This window comes from Mesorhizobium xinjiangense, from assembly GCF_009749525.1.
Classification (GTDB): Bacteria; Pseudomonadota; Alphaproteobacteria; order Rhizobiales; family Rhizobiaceae; genus Mangrovimarina; species Mangrovimarina xinjiangensis.
The window spans coordinates 58,995-80,566 of sequence record NZ_WOAC01000015.1; the positions used below are offsets into that span (position 1 = coordinate 58,995).

Annotated in this window: 20 protein-coding genes and 1 tRNA gene; 4 read left to right on the top strand and 17 right to left on the bottom strand. The window is 59.7% G+C overall.

The features are described 5' to 3' along the window. Window positions 1-110: 110 nt before the first annotated feature. Together GM909_RS16525 and GM909_RS16530 are read right to left on the bottom strand one after the other, a co-directional pair. The gene (locus GM909_RS16525) at window positions 111-2,465 is read right to left on the bottom strand and encodes a xanthine dehydrogenase family protein molybdopterin-binding subunit (protein WP_157017800.1); all 2,355 of its coding nucleotides are present in this window, start codon (window positions 2,463-2,465) and stop codon (window positions 111-113) included. 161 nt (window positions 2,466-2,626) lie between these two features. Continuing rightward, window positions 2,627-3,127, bottom strand: coding sequence for a (2Fe-2S)-binding protein (locus GM909_RS16530; RefSeq protein WP_157017802.1), 501 nt, complete (start codon window positions 3,125-3,127; stop codon window positions 2,627-2,629). Between the two features lie 290 nt (window positions 3,128-3,417). On the opposite strand from GM909_RS16530, the gene GM909_RS16535 reads away from it, so the two are divergent. The 3 genes from GM909_RS16535 to GM909_RS16545 all read left to right on the top strand — a co-directional run bounded on the left by GM909_RS16535 (window position 3,418) and on the right by GM909_RS16545 (window position 4,541). Next, window positions 3,418-3,493, top strand: a tRNA-Thr gene (locus GM909_RS16535). A gap of 181 nt (window positions 3,494-3,674) precedes the next feature. Further along, window positions 3,675-4,259 (top strand): hypothetical protein, encoded by a 585-nt coding sequence (locus tag GM909_RS16540; RefSeq protein ID WP_157017804.1) that lies wholly within the window; start codon window positions 3,675-3,677, stop codon window positions 4,257-4,259. Window positions 4,260-4,265: 6 nt separating this feature from the next. Beyond that, entirely contained in the window at window positions 4,266-4,541 is a 276-nt protein-coding gene (locus GM909_RS16545; RefSeq protein ID WP_157017806.1) for a type II toxin-antitoxin system HicB family antitoxin, read from the top strand. A 20-nt stretch (window positions 4,542-4,561) separates the two neighbouring features. Here the strand turns inward: GM909_RS16545 and GM909_RS26400 are convergent, their stop codons facing one another. The 11 genes from GM909_RS26400 to GM909_RS16600 all read right to left on the bottom strand — a co-directional run bounded on the left by GM909_RS26400 (window position 4,562) and on the right by GM909_RS16600 (window position 13,440). Next, window positions 4,562-4,972 carry a helix-turn-helix transcriptional regulator gene (locus GM909_RS26400; protein ID WP_328600465.1) on the bottom strand — a complete coding sequence of 137 codons (411 nt, stop codon included), beginning with the start codon at window positions 4,970-4,972 and terminating at the stop codon, window positions 4,562-4,564. After that, window positions 4,918-5,316, bottom strand: coding sequence for a hypothetical protein (locus GM909_RS16555; protein WP_157017808.1), 399 nt, complete (start codon window positions 5,314-5,316; stop codon window positions 4,918-4,920). The genes GM909_RS26400 and GM909_RS16555 overlap by 55 nt, the downstream gene beginning before the upstream one ends. A 229-nt stretch (window positions 5,317-5,545) precedes the next feature. Beyond that, window positions 5,546-5,887: a hypothetical protein gene (locus GM909_RS16560; RefSeq protein ID WP_157017810.1), complete on the bottom strand. Its 342-nt coding sequence runs from the start codon at window positions 5,885-5,887 to the stop codon at window positions 5,546-5,548. A 6-nt stretch (window positions 5,888-5,893) separates the two neighbouring features. Further along, on the bottom strand, window positions 5,894-7,897 hold the full coding sequence (locus GM909_RS16565; RefSeq protein WP_157017812.1) for a phage tail tape measure protein: 2,004 nt from the start codon (window positions 7,895-7,897) through the stop codon (window positions 5,894-5,896). Between the two features lie 508 nt (window positions 7,898-8,405). Beyond that, entirely contained in the window at window positions 8,406-8,837 is a 432-nt protein-coding gene (locus GM909_RS16570) for a hypothetical protein (protein ID WP_157017814.1), read from the bottom strand. A 14-nt stretch (window positions 8,838-8,851) separates the two neighbouring features. After that, a complete protein-coding gene (locus GM909_RS16575) occupies window positions 8,852-9,094 on the bottom strand; it encodes a hypothetical protein (RefSeq protein ID WP_157017817.1) in 243 nt (80 codons plus the stop codon). Further along, the gene (locus tag GM909_RS16580; protein ID WP_157017819.1) at window positions 9,094-9,648 is read right to left on the bottom strand and encodes a hypothetical protein; all 555 of its coding nucleotides are present in this window, start codon (window positions 9,646-9,648) and stop codon (window positions 9,094-9,096) included. The genes GM909_RS16575 and GM909_RS16580 overlap by 1 nt, the downstream gene beginning before the upstream one ends. Further along, window positions 9,648-10,016 (bottom strand): hypothetical protein, encoded by a 369-nt coding sequence (locus tag GM909_RS16585; RefSeq protein WP_157017820.1) that lies wholly within the window; start codon window positions 10,014-10,016, stop codon window positions 9,648-9,650. Before GM909_RS16585 ends, GM909_RS16580 begins: the two co-directional genes overlap by 1 nt. 59 nt (window positions 10,017-10,075) lie before the next feature. Beyond that, window positions 10,076-10,573, bottom strand: a complete 498-nt coding sequence (locus tag GM909_RS16590; RefSeq protein ID WP_157017822.1) for a hypothetical protein — start codon at window positions 10,571-10,573, stop codon at window positions 10,076-10,078. A 324-nt stretch (window positions 10,574-10,897) separates the two neighbouring features. After that, window positions 10,898-12,712 (bottom strand): hypothetical protein, encoded by a 1,815-nt coding sequence (locus GM909_RS16595; protein WP_157017824.1) that lies wholly within the window; start codon window positions 12,710-12,712, stop codon window positions 10,898-10,900. After that, window positions 12,712-13,440: a hypothetical protein gene (locus GM909_RS16600; RefSeq protein WP_157017826.1), complete on the bottom strand. Its 729-nt coding sequence runs from the start codon at window positions 13,438-13,440 to the stop codon at window positions 12,712-12,714. The genes GM909_RS16595 and GM909_RS16600 overlap by 1 nt, the downstream gene beginning before the upstream one ends. 562 nt (window positions 13,441-14,002) lie before the next feature. Between GM909_RS16600 and GM909_RS16605 the strand changes: the two genes are divergently transcribed. Beyond that, window positions 14,003-15,397, top strand: coding sequence for an STAS-like domain-containing protein (locus GM909_RS16605; protein WP_157017828.1), 1,395 nt, complete (start codon window positions 14,003-14,005; stop codon window positions 15,395-15,397). Window positions 15,398-15,553: 156 nt separating this feature from the next. Here GM909_RS16605 and GM909_RS16610 read toward each other — a convergent pair whose 3' ends face one another. From GM909_RS16610 to nirD, 4 genes are all read right to left on the bottom strand, one after another. Next, window positions 15,554-16,798 (bottom strand): tyrosine-type recombinase/integrase, encoded by a 1,245-nt coding sequence (locus tag GM909_RS16610; RefSeq protein WP_157017830.1) that lies wholly within the window; start codon window positions 16,796-16,798, stop codon window positions 15,554-15,556. Between the two features lie 275 nt (window positions 16,799-17,073). Then, window positions 17,074-18,243, bottom strand: coding sequence for a Fic family protein (locus GM909_RS16615; protein WP_157017832.1), 1,170 nt, complete (start codon window positions 18,241-18,243; stop codon window positions 17,074-17,076). A 222-nt stretch (window positions 18,244-18,465) separates the two neighbouring features. Next, window positions 18,466-21,141, bottom strand: a complete 2,676-nt coding sequence (locus GM909_RS16620; RefSeq protein ID WP_157017834.1) for a nitrate reductase — start codon at window positions 21,139-21,141, stop codon at window positions 18,466-18,468. A gap of 78 nt (window positions 21,142-21,219) precedes the next feature. Continuing rightward, entirely contained in the window at window positions 21,220-21,564 is a 345-nt protein-coding gene (gene nirD, locus GM909_RS16625) for a nitrite reductase small subunit NirD (RefSeq protein ID WP_157017836.1), read from the bottom strand. Window positions 21,565-21,572 lie beyond the last annotated feature (8 nt).

Sequence of the window (21,572 nt, forward strand, 5' to 3'; positions counted from 1 at the left end):
CGGGAGAAAGCGAATAGGCAATAGCGAAAAGCGGGTAGGGATCGTTCCCGTCGCCGTCATCGCCAATCTTGCCCTATTCGCTACTCCCTCTATTCGCTACTCGCTCTTGTTCAATGTCTCGTCGCCGCCTTCAGCGCCGCCCAGACCTTCTGCGGCGTCGCCGGCATGGTCAGGTCGTTGTCGCCAATGGCGTCGGTGATGGCGTTCATGACCGCCGGCGGAGAGCCGATCGCGCCCGCCTCGCCGCAACCCTTGATGCCGAGCGGATTGCCGGGACAGGGCGTGTTCGAGGTCGAGACCTGGAACGACGGCAAATCGTCGGCGCGCGGCATGCAATAGTCCATGTAGCTGGCGGTGATGAGCTGGCCGGACTCGGCATCGTAATGCGTGCCTTCCAGCATCGCCTGGCCGATGCCCTGGGCGAGCCCGCCATGCACCTGGCCCTCGACGATCATCGGGTTGATGATGTTGCCGAAGTCGTCCGCCGCCACGAACTGCACGATCTCCGTGCGGCCCGTCTCGGGATCGACCTCGACCTCGCAGATGTAGCAGCCGGCCGGAAAGGTGAAGTTGGTGGGGTCGTAGAACGCCCCTTCCTTCAGACCCGGCTCCATGCCTTCCGGCAGGTTGTGCGCCGCATAGGCGGCCAGCGCCAGCTGCGACCAGGGCACGGTCTTGTCGGTGCCGGCGACCTTCAACTCGCCATTCTCGATGACGATGTCGCCCTCGTCGGCCTCCATCAGATGCGCGGCAAGCTTCTTTGCCTTGACCTCGACCTTGTCGAGCGCCTTGGCAATCGCGCTCATGCCGACGGCGCCCGAGCGCGAACCGTAGGTCCCCATGCCCATCTGCACCTTGTCGGTGTCGCCATGGACGATCGAAATCTGGTCGAGCGGCAGGCCGAGGCGCTGGCTGACAAGCTGGGCGAAGGTCGTCTCATGGCCCTGGCCATGGCTGTGCGAGCCGGTCAGCACCTCGATCGTGCCGGCCATGTTGACCCGCACCTCGGCCGATTCCCACAGGCCGACGCCGGCGCCCAGGCTGCCGACGGCCGAGGACGGCGCGATGCCGCAGGCCTCGATGTAGCAGCTCATGCCGATGCCGCGCAGCTTGCCGGCCTTCTTCGCCTTGTCGCGCCGCTTCTCGAAGCCGGCATAGTCGGCCGCCTTCATCGCCGCGTCGAGCGAAGCGGCATAGTCGCCGGCGTCGTAATTCATGATGACCGGCGTCTGGTGGGGGAACGAGGTGATGAAGTTCCTGCGCCGCAGCTCGGCCGGAGAGACGCCCAGCTCGCGCGCCGCCGTCTCGACGACGCGCTCCACGACATAGGTCGCCTCGGGCCGTCCGGCGCCGCGATAGGCGTCCACCGGTGCGGTGTTGGTGTAGACGGCCCGCACATTGCAGTGGATCTGCGGGATCGCATACTGTCCCGACAGCAGCGTTGCGTAGAGATAGGTCGGAACGGCGGAGGAAAACAGCGACATATAGGCGCCGAAATTGGCGACCGTGTCGACCTTCAGCGCCGTCATCCTGTTATTTTGATCGAAAGCGAGCTGCACCTCGCTTACATGGTCGCGGCCATGCGCGTCGCACATGAAGCTTTCGGTCCGGTCGGCCACCCATTTGACCGGCACGCCGGTGCGCCTGGAGGCCCACAGGCAGACGATCTCTTCGGGATAGATGAAGATCTTGGAGCCGAAGCCGCCGCCGACGTCCGGCGCGATGACGCGCAGCTTGTTTTCCGGCGCGACATTGTAGAAAGCGCTCATGACGACGCGCGCCACATGCGGGTTCTGCGATGTCGTCCACAGCGTATGATGGTCCTCCGCCCGGTCGTAATGGCCGAGTGCTGCGCGCGGCTCCATGGCGTTGGGCACGAGGCGGTTGTTGACGATGCGCATCGTCGTGACATGGGCGGCCGAAGCGATCGCCTTGTCGACGGCCGCAGCTTCGCCGATCTCCCAATCGTAGATCAGATTGCCGGCCGCTTCGGGATGCAGTTGCGGCGCGCCCTTCTTCAATGCCGCGACGGCGTCGGTGACGGATTTTTTCTCCTTATAGGCAACCTCGACGGCCTCGGCCGCGTCACGCGCCTGGCCCTTGGTCTCGGCAACCACGATCGCCACCGCGTCGCCGACATAGCGTGCACGGTCGACGGCGAGCGGCGACCAGGCGCCCATATTCATCGGCGAGCCGTCCTTGGAGTGGACCATCCAGCCGCAGATCAGATTGCCGATGCCATCCGACTTGAGCTGCTTGCCGGTCAGCACGGCGATCACGCCCGGCATCTTCTCCGCCGCCTTGGTGTCGATCTTCTTGATATCGGCATGGGCGTGCGGGCTGCGCACGAACGCCGAATGCTTCATGCCCGGCACGACCATGTCGTCGACATAGCTGCCGGAGCCGGTGATGAACCTCTTGTCTTCCTTGCGCGCCACGCGGGCGCCGATGCCTTCCATGGCCATTTTGGAACCTCCTCCCAATGCTAGGGGAGCAAGGGACTAAGCGAGTAGGGGAATAGGCCGGTGGAGAAATGGAAAAGCCGAGGAAGCGCCCTGACGAGACCCCCGATCCAATCCTGTCGACCCGCTCCCTTACTCCCCTATTCCCATACTCCCTTGATCCTTCATGCCGCCTTCTTCGCCTTGCCGCCCTTGCCCTTGGCCATCGACTTGGACGCCGCCAGAACCGCCTTGACGATGTTGTGATAGCCGGTGCAGCGGCAGATATTGCCTTCCAGCTCGGCGCGCACGGTCTTCTCGTCCAGACCGTCGGGATGACGGCGGATCATGTCGCTCGCCGCCATGATCATGCCCGGCGTGCAGAACCCGCACTGCAGGCCGTGATGCTCGCGGAAGGCGGCCTGCACGGGATGCAGATCGGCCCCGTCGGCAAGGCCTTCGATCGTCGTGACCTCGGAACCGGACGCCTGCGCCGCCAGCATCGAGCAGCTTTTCACGGCCTTGCCGTCCAAATGGACCACGCAGGCGCCGCATTGCGAGGTGTCGCAGCCGACATGGGTTCCGGTCAGGCCGAGATGCTCGCGCAGGAAATGGACGAGAAGCGTTCGGTCCTCGACCGTGGCCGACACGCTGCGGCCGTTCACAACCATGGAAATCTCAGACATTCATCCTCCTCCAGAATTCAAGCGTTATGCGGCCGGCCACAAGGCGAACGCATTCGCACTCGGTTCGACAGAAGATTAACGCAGCAGCAAGAAGAGTCCATCGGCAATAGCTTAAAAATCGGCGGCCGGGCCGAAAGGAATATGTGGCCGTGCCTGGGCGCCTGCATGGCACCGGGACGCCCCGGCCTCGCCATCAGCAAAGACCGAAATTCGTGCCGATCAGCGCTTGAAATCTGCGCGCAATATGGATATCACGCGCTGACTGTCGAGGGCTCCGGCCCTCGATGGCTGCCGCTTTAGCTCAGTTGGTAGAGCACATCATTCGTAATGATGGGGTCGCGTGTTCGAGTCACGCAAGCGGCACCAAAAATCTCAATAAAACCAACCATCTAATTCTATCTAGCTTGGTGCCACGGACAATCGGATTTCTTGTGGTACCGGAATGGTACCGCGCCAACGCAAGGCTATGCTAGGTTCCGCAAGGCAGTAGGTTGGATTCACGTTACAGACATCTGTAGAATAGAGCTTGGCCGGAGGGAGAGGGGTCATGGTCGAGAGAAACGCCGTTCTGCGAATTCATGGTCATGGCGGTGAACCTGTCGATGACACAGTCGTGTTTCTGACGTCTTTGAACCAAGCCTATTCGGGAATTCTTTTGTACGAAATGGAGTTGGAGCGGCTAGCAAGCCGAGCCCGCTACTGGCGGCGATATGAACCGTTCTTGCATAATCCGACTATTGACTTTGCGCCGATCTCATTTGCGTTGCCTGCAGGAGCGCGCCTCTGCCTCAAGGGCGTCGTGCTGCAATCGCCCGGATTTTGGGATTTCCTCGGAAAGTTGAATCCGTTGGAGGTCATCAGAAATGCGATAAACGACGCCCACGAAAGGCGGAAGGATAGGGCGTACCGAGAATCTGCCGAAGAAAGACGGCTGACCTTGGAGAACAAATTATTGGAGAATCAAGCGATTAAGGAGCGCATTGAAATACTCCAAAGTGTGGGCATTACTCCGGACGAACTGGCCCAGGTTCGGACATCTTTAATCCACGACAACGTCGATAGACTCCTGCAATTTCAGAATAGCGGTATGATCGAGCATGCCGAATTGGATCCACCCAGGAAGAAGATTTGACCGGCAATGCCGCTAGCCGCAGCACTGATCCACGAAGAAAACGGCGCCTCTGGTATCTCGTTTCCGGACTTCCCCGGTGCCGTCAGCGGCGGCGACTCCCCGGAAGATGCTATTCGCCGTGGCAGCGCCGCGTTGACCTTCCACGTCGCCGGGATGCTGGAAGACGGCGAAAAGCTGCCCTTCCTGCGCAGTCTCGCCGAACTCAACGGAGATGCAACCTTTCGCGAAGATTCCGAAGGCGCCGTTTTGGTCATGGTGCCGTTTGAGCTACCAACCCAATAGCACCTATCCTGCCGGCGCGGCTATCTTGACCGTTCGCCTCGCGTCTTGGTTCGTATGGAACCCTCAATGAAATCTTCGATATCGCCAACTTTGTAGAGAACCCGTCCGCCTAGTTTGACGTAGGCCGGCCCCGCGCCTTCGGAACGCCAGCGCGCCAGTGTTGGGATACTGATGTTCATAGCATCGGCCGCATCTGCAGGGGTCAATAGACCGGCCCTATTGCCTCGCCGAGGCACGCCAGCGGGTACGGCACTCACAGCCCCGCAAGCCCCGTCCTGCATTGCGTTGGCCCTGTTCTGGGCGTCCTGAATGGCTTCTGACGCCAAGGCGACGGCTCGTTTCGCCGCCGCGATGGCTTCCCGTAGCGCCTCGGCGTTCACCGTGGCGTCTCCGCCATGCGTCCCGCCAGCGACGCCACGAAATGAGCCCATCGTTCTCGATTCATCCAATTGGCATGAAGGCCGGCTTCAAGGAGATAGTCAGCCTTGGCACGGGCTTCCCTGAGCGACGTCACCGGCGCGCGGATCAGCGATTCCAGGGCAATGCCGTCCTGTTCAAGCAACATGTCCCAATAGGGCAGGCAATTCGGATCGTACGCGTCATCCGTTGGATCCGCCTGACAGCAAATCCGGTCGATTTCGCGAATGACGTGGCGATGATGCCGGATCAGTTCGGAAACAGTGCAGTGGAAGGGTCTCGGGTCGGCAGGGGCGACGGGGATATCAATGGTGGTCGACGCGAATTCGTTGTGCGTGGTAGTATGAGCGTTAGCCATTTCGAAGGTCCTTTCTTCGGTTTGGTCAGGCCGGGTGTTGAGGTTGCCGCCTCAACCCCGGCTCGCTCACCATTGATCAAAACGCCCGCACGATCAACAGCATTCGAAGAAAATTCGAAAGATATCAATATGTTGGTTGCAATTTGCAAACGCGGCCCGTGTTCGGCCGATGCGATGTTTTCGAAATGACAACGCGGCACCCGTGCATGTCCGTCGCGCAACGGGAATTCTAGCGCACGTCCAGCCAATCCAGCGAGCAGATGAGAATCGGTTCCCCGGTATGGGGATGAACGAGGCCGGGAATTTCAGGGCGCACGCTTAGCCAGAGTACGCGCTTCAAGATCTTCGCGTCGGTCAACGCACGTTGGAGTTCTGGCACCGACATCGGGATTGCGGCGTGGCGCACCCTGTCGTCTTCGTCATCGCCGGCGGTGTAGTCAATCAGGGATATGACGCGATCTCCGAATGCGCGGCCGTTGACGGATAAGGGCCGGCTCAATATGCGCGGTGCAATAATGACGGAATCGACGTCGCCACCGTCCGAGAAGATGAGAGTTGGAGTGCTGGACATGGGCGATCAATCGTTCAACCGGCTCAATATCTGTTGCCGCTGCCGATCCACTTCATTCGCCAGCGTTCTTTTGACCACCGACGCAATCTCATTGGCATCGGACTCGCGCCCATTGATCGTGAAGTTCACGTTGAATGGGGCATTCACGGTTTGCGGTTGGTGAACCGTTATCGGTTCCGGAAATTCAGCAGATGCGGCGGTGACGTTGGCGGCCTCGACCTTGTCGGTCTGGACTTTCTGCGGTGTGGCATCCGGGGCCGTGAACGCAGGCAGTGCCATGGGCGCTATCGGCGGCGCTGTCAGCACCGGGCGCGGCGCAACATCGGCGGTCGGGGCCGCCGGGCCTTCCACGTTCGAAACGGCCGAAACATCAAAACCGATCCGCTTCTGCAGCGATTCCGGCAACCAGCCCACGAGCCCATTGATGGACTCTTTGAACCATCCCACCACGGCTTTCATTTTGGACTTGAGGCCATCCCACAAAGCGCCAATGATGGCAGCGCCCCAACCGTAGAACCGGGAAAACAGACCTTCCATGAACGCGGCGAACTGGCCGCCGATCTCGGCAAGCCATTCGTAGATCGCGGCGAGGCCGGAACCGATGCCCTCCGCGAATGATGCGATGACACCGGCACCCGCGTCCAACAATGAGAACCCGGTGAAATACTTGACCACGGCATCCAAGCCGCGTGCGACATGGACAAGCGGGTTGAACTCAAGCCATAGCGCCGCCATGCCTTGGAGAAAGCCCTTGTCGAAGGCATCGGTTATCCGCGTCCAGAGATTTGCCCAATAGGCAACGAATTCATCCCATTTCTGTACAAGCACATAGGCGGCAGCACCGACGAGCGCGAGGCCGCCGAGTATCCAGCCGACCGGCGTGGATAGGATGACGACGCCGAGTTTGATGAAGGACGCCGAAAGCAGCGCCACGGCTGCGACGAGCGGCCCCGTGATCCACGCCGCCACGGCAACGAATGCCGCCTGCCCCGGCCCGCCAAGGAAGTCGATGACCGGCCGTATCCGATCAATGAAACCGGAAAATCCATCCGCTAACCGACTGATCTCCATTCGGATCGAGGAAGTCGGGTCCAATAGGGCGCGAAGGACATTCGACAATCGCTTCGCCCATCCGGCGATAGTGGACCGGACCAACTTTGCATTGGCGTCAAACCATTCCGTGGCACGAACGACCATTTCGTCCATGACCGGCATAAGGTGGACGCCGATCATGTTGGCGATGCCTTCAAGCCGCTTTTGCAGGCGGGCGATGTTGTCGCCGAATACTTCGGAGAATTCCGACGCGTTCTGGCTCAGCACATGCCCGGTGCGGCGCGCCTCTTCTCTCTGCCGGCGAATGCCATCGGCGCCCTGTTCGAACATGCGCGTCATGTCCTGCCCGGCGCGGCCGAACAGCACCATGGAGATACGAGTACGCTCCATCGGGCTTTCGATGCTGGCGATGGCCTCAACCGTCTCGTTAAACAGTTGATCCATACTCTTCATATTGCCGCCGGCATCACGAAGAGAGACGCCGAGCGCATCAAATTCGCGCGAATAGGTCTTGGTGCCGCGTGCCGCATCCGCCGCGTTGGCGCCGAACCGCTTCATTCCCTTTTCCAATGCCTCCGAAGAGACGCCGGACATTTCCGCCGCGTACCGGTATTCCTGCAGCGCCTCGGCGCCGATACCAAGTTGTCGGGCGGTCTTCGCGATTTCATCGCCAAGGGCGGCGGTATGCTGTGCCAATTTGAATGCGCCGAACACGGCCCCGGCGCCGCCAATGCCGAGCGCACCAGTCAACATGCTAAGGCGACGCGTTGCATGGCCAAGTCCGTCGCCGAGAGCGCTTAGATTGCGGCCAAGGTTGCCGGCGGCACGGCCTATCCGGTCTAGGCCGAATGAACGGGAAAGCGATGCAATCCGCGCCTGTAACCGGCGTATCGGTCCGGTGATCCGGTCGACAAGGCTCAGTTCAACTGTTGCGGCAGCGGCAGTACGGGCAGTCATGGCGCTTCTCTTTCCTTTCGGGAACGGCCGACTCTGATTTTTTGGGACGGAATGCCGTATCCATCAGCTGAGCCCATGGTCGGAAGCCGGCATGATGCAGAGCCTCCATTGCTTCACCGACTTTGACGCGGCTGGCAGTGTCCAGCGGCAGGCAGTCGCCATACTCTTTCAGGAATTCGTCGCCGTGGACGCCGAACCGAACTGCGAACTGTCGCGGCGTCGGGCTAACGGGACTGGAAGGCGGGAGCATTGTAATCCGTTGATTCTATTCAGATTTGGCGGGATTTGATATGCATGGTGAGTAGTGGTGATACCCACCGCGAAGCCCTGTCGCTAGCGAAATCATGCGCTGCCGCGTTCCCCTCACGACCTCACCCCGGTAGAAGGACCCGTCGGAATTGTTTGCCGAGTGCTAGACAGCGATGTTGAAAAGAGGCGACCGGGCATGATGTTTCGCGGAGCCCGGTCGCCAAGCCGCCGGTGGTTTCAGACGGCGGATTCGAATTCACTATGCCCGTTTCAGGGCACGTTTCCATGCAGCGGCTCGGTCGATGCCGTCGCTGTGCGCATCTGCTGGAGTGGTCGTGCCAGAAGAAGCGTTTGACGGTTGCGAGCCACGGGCATCGGCAGAGGCCCGTTTCAGGGCACGTTTCCATGCAGCGGCTCGGTCGATGCCGTCGCTGTGCGCATCTGCTGGAGTGGTCGTGCCAGAAGAAGCGTTTGACGGTTGCGAGCCACGGGCATCGGCAGAGGCCCGTTTCAGGGCACGTTTCCAAGCAGCGGCTCGGTCGATGCCGTCGCTGTGCGCATCTGTCTTCGATGTGGCTGACGGCGCTCCGGCCTGCGCTTCCAACGCACGTAATGCTCGATGGCGTGCAATCTGGGGCGGCGTGCCTTTGGCAACTTCTTCGGCAACCAGCCTACGGAATTCTTCTGACATCGTGCTTTCTCCTATTACTTCCGCCGCAACGCCCGCCGCCACATATCGGCACATGCTGAACGCTGGCGCTCGGTTTCACGATCTTCAAACATGCCGATCAACGCGGTCGGCACACGGTTCTTGTCCATGTATGGCCGATGGGCATTGGCTTGGAGCGGCGGATACTTCCGGCGCTCTGCCTGCGCAGGCTGCGGCTTGGTGCTCTGCTGAGCCTTTCGGGCCAAAATGGCAGCTGCCGCCAGAAAATTGAGGTTCATCAAAGTTCCTCCGCCAACATGAATTCCATGGGCGCATCAGCGCGTCTGTTCACACTGAACCCCGCTTCTTCCGCGCCTCGGATCATGATTTCTTCATTTCGTTCGGCATCGCGAATCGCGGCGTCGACGCGGGCCAGTGCATCGCGCCGTTCCTCGGCGGCAAAGGCACGATCTTTGGATTGAATTTGAGACTGAGCGATTTCGGTAAGGGCTTCGCTGAATTCTTCGCGGAAGCCCAAGAGGCACATCGCACCAAGCGGGGAATGCTTGAATGCCTCTGCGATGCCGGGGTCGGTGCTGAGGCCGGCGCCGGATGGAGTCACAAGGCACGCGGGACGAAAGTAGCGCTTCGCATCGCGCTCGGCCTCATCGAGCAAGGCACCGATACGGGTCTCGGATTCGGCGGGATCAATTGGGGCTCCTTCAATCGACTGGCGCTCTTCGAGCAATGCAAGCCGCTTGGCACGCTCACCCTCGATTGCGTCCATGATCTCCCGCGCGGCGCGGCGCTGCTTGTCGAAGATGCCCGAGAGCCGGTCACTGATCTTCGCCATCAGAATACCCTTTCAAGGTCAGCGGGAAGCCGGATACCGTGTTCGCGGCAATACTCGATGGCGCGTCGCTTATGACCACCAACGAGTCCAACGACGCCGGAATGATGGGCCAAGTCTGCCTTTGCCGCTTCAACGGCTTCACGAGCCTCGGCATATTCCTTCGGCCAATCCTTACGGGGGACGCGATCCCAATCCTCGCCAAAGTAGACGCCACCATCATCGCTGGATCTGCCGAGCTTCGCTTCCACCGCATGGAGGTTCGCTGTTGCGTTTCGAAGAGCTTCACGCGCTTCACGGGCCGTAGCAAAGGCGGAGTCGCTCTGAGCGCAGAGCCGGCGAAGGCGTTCGATGGAGAGCTTGAAGGTCATATGCTGTTTCCTTTCGGAAAGACTATGGCCCGGTGCCCTTGGCAAAATCTCAGGTGGTTTCAGGAATTTTTTGCCAACTTGCGCTCTTCATCGAAGATCTTCCGAATTTTCCCATGACTCGGAAATTTGCCGTCATTGACCGTAAGGATTCGGTGGATGCTGCGTTGCGGCTCCACGGCTGGGCTACGTTCAGCATCCACATCGCGACGCCACTGCCCGGACATGTAGCGCCCCGCCGCTTCCAAGATTTTATCGGCGGCACCATTTGAAGAGCGGATGTCTTTGTATACGGTTCGCCGAAGATCACAGAGCAGCAAGCTGGTTTCCTTTCTTACGGTTACCGCTTTGGATGGTCCGGACGTGCCGACTAATGGCCGACCTTTCTCGTTGACCATCTTTATCAGGGCGCGGCGTACTTCCTCATCCGGGGTGCGCGACAATGCTTCAAGGAGGATCAATTCGGCTTGCCGCCGATAGAACTCAGGATCGGCGGGCCGCGACGCCGCCCATTCGCTGAGAGGAACAATGACGGTTCGGGCAGTGCGGCGTTCACTCATGGCCGGCGATCCCGACATGGGGACAACGCCAAATTCTGTCCCCGGCTTTGTCCCCACTTATGTCCCCATATTATCCTATTGATATAATTATATAATTTAGAATTTGAATTGAATGGGGACGGTGGGGACAGAGAAAGCATAGGTACATATGCGACTGCTGCCCAATCGTACGTGTCAGGTGTGTATTTACACATAGGGCTATCTATTCCGGGGAAAGTGCGTCCCCATGTCCCCATTTGCCGATTTCGTATGTGATTCCAATGACTTGCCATGGGGACGAACTTGGGGTCGAATGGGGGACGAAACACGGGGACGATGGCCGATTCAGTCACTTTCGCCATGGCCGGCGGCCTCCAAATCGATGCGCAGGCAACGAACCTTGTCTCTGGAATCGAACCGCACCGTCTTTTCAAATGCGGTAGCGGCCGGATGCTGCTTTAGCGTTGCCACCTGAAAAGGCATTCCATGGAAGATTGATCTCAGCGATGGATGGGTATTTGAGACGAGGATACCTGCCCCGCCGCCCGGCTCATCGGGAACATCAACGCGGATTCCGTAACGCAAAAGTGCCTTGTGATAGGATTCGGCAAAGTCAGGGTCGCGTGCGACTACGGCATCGATCATTTCGCCAATTGTGCGCCGGATTCCGCCATCAAGGAGCACAGAGCTTTGCATGAGGTGGGTATACGCGGCGTCGTGGTCCGCTGCGGTCTGCCCGCGCGATATGGCCTCACCGAGCCATTTCCAGCTTTGCAACCGGGCCTCTGCAGTCTCCGCGTCGATGCGCTTACTGGTATAGAGGCTTAGCCACCCTGCCAAGGGCGCGCCGAGCGTGTCACCTAGTCTGCGGTTGCCTGTCCTCTTTGCGATGGCTGTGGCGAAGGTCTCGGCATTCGCATTGATCACATCAACGAGTCCAAGCGTACGCCAGAATAGTCGATCCCCGAAATTGTTCGCTAGGAGATCATCAATTTCGCGCTGGAGCCGTGCGAAGCGCTCCGCACGGTCGCGCCGAATTTCGGCAGAGGCATTTGGATCAGTGCCGCGAAGCTCCAATGTGATGATACGGCTCTCGTCAGCCGGTAGCGTCATGCTCTTGTCGATGCTGGCAAACAGGAAGGTGGAGCGAACACGGTAGGTCGCGCTGGCGCCGCCGGCACTTCCCTTCACAATAGGAGCGCCATTTGCCGAAAACGCCTGCCGGGCAAGACCTATTACCTTGGCGACGCGCCGCCGGTCATCTTCGGTCTTGGCCTCAAATTCATCGAACAAAACCGGCAACAAGTCGCCCTTGAGCACCTGTCGGACGCCGGCCTCGGTTGTGTCTGATTGCACGTTGAGAGCGGTATTGCCGAGCAGCCTCCCGGCTATCTCATCCATTACGTAAGATTTTCCGGATCCTCGTTCGCCCGTGATCCACAGATGCGGCCGTGTTTCGAGTGCGCCGCAGATCGGTGCAATTGTCAGCCAACCGGCGAGAAGTCGCCCCATGTCCGGTGTGGCCCAACTGAGCGATTCAAGGATATGACAAAGTTGTCTAGCTTCGTCATCCTTGAGGGGTTCCGCCTTCGTGATATTGAGCCGGGTTCGCTTCTGGAAGATCCATTTGGAGCCGGGAAGGCACAAGCTGGCCTCCCTTCCATCAACGACTAGCCGGTCGCCGAGATGAGCAACGACGCTGCCATCATCTTCGAGAAGGACGCCACGCCCAACTTTGCGCGAAGGGTCAAAGACGCCCTGATCTTCGCACTTCCGAAGCATCGCATTCGCGGCTGCATCCCAATCGCACCCCCTGCGACCCGGAAAGTTTACTTCCCAATAGGAAAGCGGCGCCAAATTCATCAGCGTCTGTTTTGAGTGAGCCGCCCCCCGTATGTCGACAATCTGCTCTTGCCGTTCCGACCAATAGAAAAACGTTCCCTCATCGAAGCCAAGGGCGCGGATGCCGGTTGGAAGGGCAGCTTCGAATTCTTCCCCGGCCGGCGCAGCATCGGCCGGCGGCGGGTTGATCGCGGCATCGATGGTGGGGCGAACACGGTCAAGGTCGAATTTCAGTGCGGCGTTTTCGCGCGCTTTGGTTCGGCCGGGCTTCGCAAAATCGAGATGCGGATCGTCGTCGGGGTCAAACGGGGAGTCCACTACGCGACTCCCCTTCCGGCGTCCTTCCAAGCTGCCATCAATGCACGCGCCAGCCTCAACCGCATTCGCCCTGGGCCGCGCGACCTGATGTAGTGGGACAAGGCGGCTTTCTCGGCGGAGCACTTATCCATACCGCAGTCGAACTGAAGGATGGCGGCGCGCTCATCAAGCACGCCTGATCTAACAATGGCCCGAAAAGCCACCGCCGAATAATCCCGGTGCCACCGAATGGTTCGGCTCCGGGTCAATCGCCGTGCCTCACGGAACTGTAGTGCAAGGGCGGTGTAGTTGAGCAAGTCCGCCGTTGGCGCTTCGACCGCGAAAGCGATCTCATCCGGCAGTACGTCAACGACGACCCCAACACGGTAGTATAGCGGCTTCAGCTTGCCCGAATGGAACGGCGGCAGGCTATCCGCACAGTGAGGGTACTTCAGCGGATTTGTGGCCAGCGAATGGCGGTGGAACCGTCGGCACAACGGGCATGTTCCGCCGATGTTGACGTTTCCATCTTCGATGCTGACGGGCCATACCCGAAACGTGGCAACCTTCGGGTCAATCGTCGCGTGCCACGACTCCGTGATGATCCTCATGTGCTCGCCGGTTAGGTGAATTCCTGCCGCCGCGAGCCGTTCCATTCCACCGGGCGGCGACAGAGTTTGCAAATCGTCAACGCTATGGTCGCGCTGAATGAATTGCCCGCTTGGGGCAATTTTGGTACGCATTGTCATTGATCTGAGCCTGAATCTGAGAGTGCCTCGCTACAAGCCTGCCGTCCCACCGGCGGGCTTTTGCGTCAGGCGTCAACGCCATTAGTGCGAAGGAACACCCGTAGGCTGCCCGCGCTGTAGACCGCCCGTCGCCCAAGCTTTTGGAACTGCGGGCCATCGCTGCGTGCGCTTCGCCACCGAACGAGAGTCAGCTCTGCAACCTGATAGCCATGCGCGGCCATGAATCGTACGGCTTCAGGTGTTTGCATTAGAATAGAGTCCGGTATCGCCCGTGCTCTTTCTGCCTCTGCTGCCAATTCCTCATACGGAATCGATACAGCGCGGCGACGTTCTGAAATGGCATCATGATTTTCTACAAGCATATTTCGACTCCATCATTGATGGACCTACATATGCATTACCGTCATTTAAGTGCGCAATTCCACAATCCTGCGATTTTCCTTCGAAATGACGTAGATATTCAAAATGAATATTGAAGCAACTCGGTCCACCCGAAATCTGTTCGGCGAAGGTCGACGTCTCTGGGAGGAAGCGGGAGGCCGACATAGGGACGAGGACCTGCTTGTCCTGGAAGCGGACCTTCAACCCCCTTGGGAACAATCTTCATTCTCATACATCGGGTAATGACAATAAGCGTATGGTCTGCCAGCTTTCACTATGTGGTGGCTTGAAATGCCATGACGGTGTTCATCTTAAGAAGAGTCGGGGGGCATACATCGAAATGTCAATCTTCAGTGTGGGGAATCGCGTGTCGGTACGCGGCGAGCTCGACGCCGCCGACTGTTCGCGATTGTTGGCGGCAATGCACAATGAAGTGCATGTCAAGAAGTATCAGGATATCGAACTCGATTTCTCGGACTGCACGAAAGCCTACCCAGCAGAGATGGTTGCTGTCTGCGTGAAGTGCCAACAATTGTGGAAAGAGGGAGTAGACATACACCTCTCTCTTCCAACTGAAAGGAAAATGTCCAAACTGTTCTTAAATACCAATTGGGCTCATCTGATTGATATAAGGCAATTCGAGCCCAGTAGGTACAGAGGCTACACGCACGCTCCCGCATTGAGATTTTCGAGTGGGAAGGAGCAATATGAGGCCATCAACAAGATTCTAGAAATATTGCTTGCCGCCCTTCTCAAACTTAAAAGAGAAGATTTAAGGATAATAGAATGGGCCTTAAATGAGATAACAGACAATGTGATAAATCATTCGCAGTCACCAATTGGCGGATTGGTGCAGGTGACCAATCATCGGCAACAGTCGCAAATACAGTTCGTCGTCGCTGACGCGGGAATCGGCATACCCGGATCATTACGGCCGGCACGACCGGATATTCGAAATGATCAGGAGGCCTTAGATGCTGCAATTAGAGAGGGTGTTACAAGAGACAATGCCGTAGGACAAGGGAATGGTCTCTATGGTACGTGGCAGATTTCCAAGAAAAGCTTTGGACGATTTCGGTTACTTTCCGGTTATGCGTCATTAGAATCATCTGAAAGAGATGGACTCCGCATTCAAAAGCGCGACATTCCCCTTAGTGGCACTCTCGTGTCCTGCCGGATTGGGTATGCGGCTGATTTGGCATTGGAGGATGCGCTTATCTTTTCGGGCAAAAGGCACGTCCCTACCGATTATATTGAAACTCATTTTGAAGCCAGAGAGGATGGTTCAATTGTATTTGATCTTTCCCAGGAATCTGAAGGATTTGGCTCAAGAGCAGCGGGTGATCCCGTACGAAGAAAACTTCACAATGTCATTAGAATGTCTGATGCAGATCGAGTAATTATAGATCTTGATAAGGTTTTGCTTGTGTCGAGCAGCTATGCAGATGAAGTGTTTGGCAAGCTGTTCATTGAGCTGGGGCCGCTAGAATTTAGCAGGCGCATCGACATTCAGAATGTCGACCCACTCGTGCAGGCGTTGATCGACAAGGCTATCCTTCAAAGGATGCGGCAATAGCCATACCAATTGAAAAGGCATCCCTGCCTTGCGCTCAAGCGGAGAATGTCGGCCGGCCTTGGGCTCAATCGAGCCCTTCATTGCGTCCGTTGGCTACGGCCGCAATGAAGGTGAGCCTGGCCATAGCCAGCGGGTAGCAATAGTCAGATTTGACCACTAGGGGTGTCGAGCAAGTGCTAGTGGAACCACTTTGCCGACCTCTTTGCCATCGAGCGCACCTGCAATCCGGGCGGACACTTTGTCGGCGGCGACAAGCAGCGCGGCATCAGGCGTATGCGAATATCGCTGGGTGACACCGGCTGGTCGATGGCCCAGCAATCCGGCTATGACCAATTCCGAAAATCCTAGCTCAGCAGCGACGCTGGCGAATGTGTGTCGGAACACGTGAGCCGATATCCCATGAATGTCGGCCCGCGCCGCAAGCCGGGCTAGCACACGCGGCAACCCCACGAAGTGTCCGTCGCCACGTTGTGCAGGAAATGCCCATTGCCTGTCCGATGGCGCATCCTTGAGCGCCTGTAGAGCGCTCGCACCCATTGGACGCGTCTGTCTACCAGTTTTTGTGTCCCCGAAGCGAATGCACCTAGCCGGGAAGTCGATCCACTCAATGGGCAATGCCAACGCTTCCATCCGGCGGCATCCACTCAAAAGAAGGAACCTAACTGCTGCCAGCCCAACTGGTGGTTCCAATTCAGCAGAAGCGTTTCGCATGGCCTTTCCAAGGCGCGTGATTTCATCGAGTGAGAGGTGTCGTTCTCGCGCTGAAATTGAGATCTTCTGCACATTTGCGACCGGATTCCGGTCAATGATTTCCAACGTCTTGCGAGCAAACTCGAACGCTCCTGAGAGGGTCGCAGTCACACGCGCCGCCGCACCTTCACCACCGAGCGTATGACCTCCACGCCCTTTGCGTCGCTTCTTTGCTGTTTGGCCGGTTCGGATAGCGGTTTGAAGGTCGGTGACATCTTTCGTTGTGATCGACGTCACCAACCGCTTGCCTATGAGCGGTTTGATGTGAACCTCGGCGCGTCCCTGATCACCCGTCCATGTCGACGGCTTTATATCTCGCTTCCGATGCGCCTGATATGCTTCGAAAAGCTCAGCAACGGTCATCCCTTTGCGCGCCTCAGATTTTGCAGCGGCCGGGTCCGCGCCGCCGGCAATCTCTCCGAGATATTTCTTGACTAGTGTACGCGCTTCTTCCGGCGTCAACGTGCCGACTCGGGCCAGAACCATTTTGCGCTGGCGACCGTCTTTTGTTCGGTACTTCAACAGAAATGACGCGACACCGGAGGGCATCATGCGGACGCCAAACCCTCGCAACTCGCCATCCCACAGGAAGGCCGGCTTGCCGTTCTCTGGTCGCAACGATTTGATAGAGTCCTTGGTAATCTTAGCCATGGGCACCCCCCTCCAAATTGGTACCACAACTGAAGGACGCTTACGCTGGTACCATTATGGCACCACAATAGCGCAAACCGTGGCGCAGTCAATCAATGCCGAAGCAAGCGGAATCCATTCACAACATATTGTTTTTCATAATAAATCAATGTGAACCAATTTTACGCATAGTTCCGCAATGATCTTCATGCCTCATTCGTAATGATGGGGTCGCGTGTTCGAGTCACGCAAGCGGCACCAATTTTTTTTGGGCCACAGGCAAGGTCTCCCACAAATCACTGCCCCGCCCCTTCACTCAAAATGTCCAGATATGCCCGGTACGCGAACACCCTGCCCCGCTTGCGCCCGGTGACCTCCTCGACAAGCCCCAGCGACTGCAACTGAGCTAGGGCCGCATTGACGGTCGGCATGGTGAGGCCGCTTTGCTCAACGGCGGCTGAGGCTGTCAGGAATGGGCGGGTGCGCATGAGGTCGTGCACTTGCAGCACCGAGCCCGTCCGGTCGGCTTCCGCAACGATGCGTTCCCGGTCCTGGGCCAGCAGCGCGGCAATCCGGTTCGCCGTCTCGAATGCCTGGTCCGCCGTCTCAGCGATGCCGTCGAGAAAAAATTCCAGCCAGGCTTCCCAGGCGCCGCGTTCTCGCACCTCCTGTAACAGGCGGTAATAGGTCGCGCGATGGGTTTTGAAATAGAGCGAGAGATAGAGAAGCGGCTGACGCAATACGCCTTCGGCGCACAGAAACAGGGTGATCAGCAGACGGCCGAGCCTGCCATTGCCATCGAGAAACGGATGGATCGTCTCGAACTGCACATGCAGCAATCCCGCCTTGATGAGCGGCGGCATGTCCGGCGTTTCGGTGTGCACGAAGCGCTCCCAATCACCGAGGCATCCCATCACCTCGTTTGGTGGCGGCGGAACGAACATGGCGTTGCCGGGGCGCGTGCCGCCGATCCAGTTTTGCGAGGCGCGGAATTCGCCGGGGTTCTGCGCCGCGCCCCGGCCACTGTCGAGCAACCGGCCGTGCATTTCCCGGATGAGGCGAAGCGATATGGGCAGGTCGTCCATGCGCTCCAAGCCGTACATCATCGCATCGACATAATTTGAAACCTCCCGAATATCATCGAGCGGCTCACCCGCGACAGCCTCGGTTTCGAAGCGGAGAAGGTCGGTAAGAGTCGATTGCGTCCCTTCGATCTGCGAGGACAGAACCGCTTCCTTGCGGACATACATATAGAGGAAGAGTTCCTTGTTCGGCAGGAGTACCGAAACCCCGTCCAGCCGTCCGAGTGCCCGCTCGGCCGCGCTGAGCCGCGTCAGCATATTGGAAAGGTCAATGGGCGGTTTCGGCGGCAAGGGTGGCGGCACAAATGCCTTGACCTTCTCGCCGCCAACTGATGTTTCCACGAACCGGCCGAGGCGGCTCTTGGCGCTTTGGTCGTCAGGCATGATCCGGTCCTCACATCCCAAGATTCGGGACCTTTAATAACGGATTCTCTTATTTAAAGAAATCGCCTTTTCGTTAATTAGCGACGATCGTTAATTAACGGTCGGAAATTAGCGGTGGGGACTCTTCCCTTCCCGCGAAGCCCATATCGCCCGCGACGACCGAGACCACCGGGGCCACACACCCGCCCGATCCGTGAGACCCGTCGATGGGGCGGGGTCCCCCTATTCGGCCGCCTGCTGGCGATTGGCCTCGATGATCTGCCTGATCTCGCTGCGGCAGGAGCCGCAATTCGTGCCGGCTTGCAAGGCCTCGCCGATGGCCGCGACGCTGGTGCAGCCGTCGCGGGCGGCGGCGGCGATCTGGTTGAGGCCGACATTGAAGCAGGAACACACGGTCGCGCCGCGGTCGGGCGCCCCGCGTCCGGGGCGCCCGACGATCACGGCCAGGCGCTCGGCGGGAGGCAACGTCTCCGCCGCGAGCTGGTCGACGGCCCAGCCGCGCGAGACGGCGACCGGTTCGCCTGCCAGATAGAGCGCGCCAGAAAGCCGGCCGTCCTCGAACAAGGCGAGGCGGTGCCGCCCGGCCGTTTCATCGTGATAGGCGAGCGTTTCCGCCGCCGCACCGGGCTGAAAAAGGCGGTCGGCCACGGCCTGCCAGTCGGTCCTGCCGGAGGCAAAGGCCAGTTCGATGCGCCAGCCGCCGGCGCATCGGGCAATCGCCCAATAGTCCGCATCGATCGCTTCCGGCTTGCGGCGCGCCACCGCAAAGCCGTAGGCCGCGACAGCAAAGCGTTCGATGCCCGCCGCCGCGCTCTTCAGCGCCGGCTGTCCGGAGACCGGGTCGGTCCTGGCCGGCACCAGCGCATCGACACGGGCGCAGGCAGCAAACTGGTCGTTCCAGTGCATCGGCACGAAGATCGAACCCGGCGCCTGGCGTTCACTGATCAGTGCGCGCACGAGAACCGCGCCATGGGCGGTTGCCACGCGCACGATGTCGGCATGGGCAATGCCATGGCGTGCCGCATCAACCGGATGGATCTCGGCGAAAGGCTCGGCCATGTGCTGCGACAGGCGCTGGCTTTTGGCCGTGCGCGTCATGGTGTGCCAGTGGTCGCGCACGCGGCCGGTGTTGAGCGTGAAGGGGTAGGCCGGATTGCCCGTGCGGCGCGGTCCCGGCGAGACGGCGACGAAGCGCGCGCGGCGGTCGGGCGTGTAGAAGCCGCCATTGGCAAAGAAGCGGGAAGCACCCCCCTCTGGCCAGAGGGGGGTATGCCGGTATGCCGGCGCGGGCCATTGAAAGGGTTGCAACCGATCGTAGCCAGCCTCGTCGATCCCCGCATGGGTACCGATGTCGAAGTCGCGCTGTCCAGCGTTCTTGAAGGCCGACAGTGCCGCGTGTTCGGCGAAGATTTCGGCCGGCGAGCGATAGGCAAAGGCGTCGCCGAACCCCATGCGCGCCGCAACCTGGGCGATGATCCACCAGTCCGGCCTGGCCTCGCCCGGCGGCGGCAGAAAGGCACACTGGCGCGATATGCGCCGCTCGGAATTCGTCACCGTGCCGTCCTTTTCGCCCCAACCCAGGGCCGGCAGGCGCACATGGGCATGGCGCACGGTATCGGTGGTGGCGAGGACATCGGAGACGACGACGAACGGACAGTTTTTGATCGCCTGCTCGACGATGTCGGCCTCGGGCATGGAATCGACCGGGTTGGTGGCCATGATCCACAGTGCCTTGATGCGGCCGTCGGCAACGGCACGGAACATGTCGACCGCCTTGAGGCCGGGCTTGTCGGCCATGCGCGGTGCGTTCCAGAAGCCCTGGACCAGGGCGCGATGCCCGGCATTCTCGAGGTCCATATGGGCGGCCAGCATGTTGGCGAGCCCGCCCACCTCGCGCCCGCCCATGGCGTTGGGCTGGCCGGTAACGGAGAACGGCCCCTGGCCTGGCCGGCCGATGCGCCCCGTCGCCAGATGGCAGTTGATGATGGCGTTGACCTTGTCGGTGCCGCTGGCCGACTGGTTGACGCCCTGGCTGTAGACCGTGACGGCCTTGGAAGTCGACGCGAAAAGGGAATAGAAATCGGCCAGTTGACCGGCTTCCAGTCCCGTCTTGCGGACGATTTCGACCAGCGGCACCTTCCGCGCGGCGGCAAGCGCCTCCTCCAGCCCCGCGGTGTGGGCGGCAGCATAGGCATGATCGACGGCGCCGTGATCGGCGAGATAGGCGAGCAGGCCGGCAAACAGCGCCACGTCGCCATCCGGCGCGATCGCCAGATGCATATCGGCAATGTCGGTGGTCATGGTGCGGCGCGGGTCGATGAGCACCACCTTCATGGACGGCCGCTTTTCCTTCGCCGCCGCCAGCCGCTGATAGAGCACAGGATGGCACCAGGCGAGGTTGGAGCCCACCAGCACGACGAGATCGGCAAGCTCCAGGTCCTCATAGGTGCCCGGCACCACGTCGGCGCCAAAGGCGCGGCGATGGCCGGCGACGGAGGAGGCCATGCACAGGCGCGAGTTGGTGTCGATATTGGCCGAGCCGACAAAGCCCTTCATCAGCTTGTTGGCGACGTAATAGTCCTCGGTCAGAAGCTGGCCGGAAACGTAGAAGGCGACGGAGTCGGGACCATGCTCGGCAGTCGCCGCCGAGAATTTCTGCGCCACCAGGTCCAGCGCTTCCTCCCAACCTGCACGTTCGTCCCCGATTTCGGGGTGCAACATCCGACCCTCCAGAGCGAGCGTTTCGCCCAGCGCCGAGCCCTTGGAGCACAGACGGCCGAAATTGGCGGGATGGTCGGGGTCGCCTGCGATGGAAACGGTCCCGTCCGGTTGCGGTGTTGCCAGCACGCCGCAGCCGACGCCGCAATAGGCGCAAGTGGTGCGCACGGATTCAGGCATTGCACGCAATCACTTGCTTGGTTGAAATACCCCCCTCTGGCAAGAAGGCCGGACAGGCATACGCGAGCTGCAACTTCATCACGCCGCCTTCTCCGCCGCCGACCTCAGCGACAGGAGAATGCGGCCGTCCTCCACCTTGGCCGGAAAGGTCGCCGTCGAACCTTCATCGGCGCCCTGCGCCCTGCCGGTCTCCAGCGATATGACCCAGTTGTGCAGCGGACAGGTCACGCAGCCGTCATGCACGATGCCCTGACTGAGCGGACCTTTCCTGTGCGGACATTTATCCTCCAGCGCGAACACACGATCGTCGGCGGTGCGGAACACGGCGATCGTTGTGTCACCGTTCTTCACGCAGCGCGCACCGCGGCGCGGAATGTCTTCGAGCTTACCGATTGCAACCCAACTTTCGCTCATTGCGTTCATTCATCCTT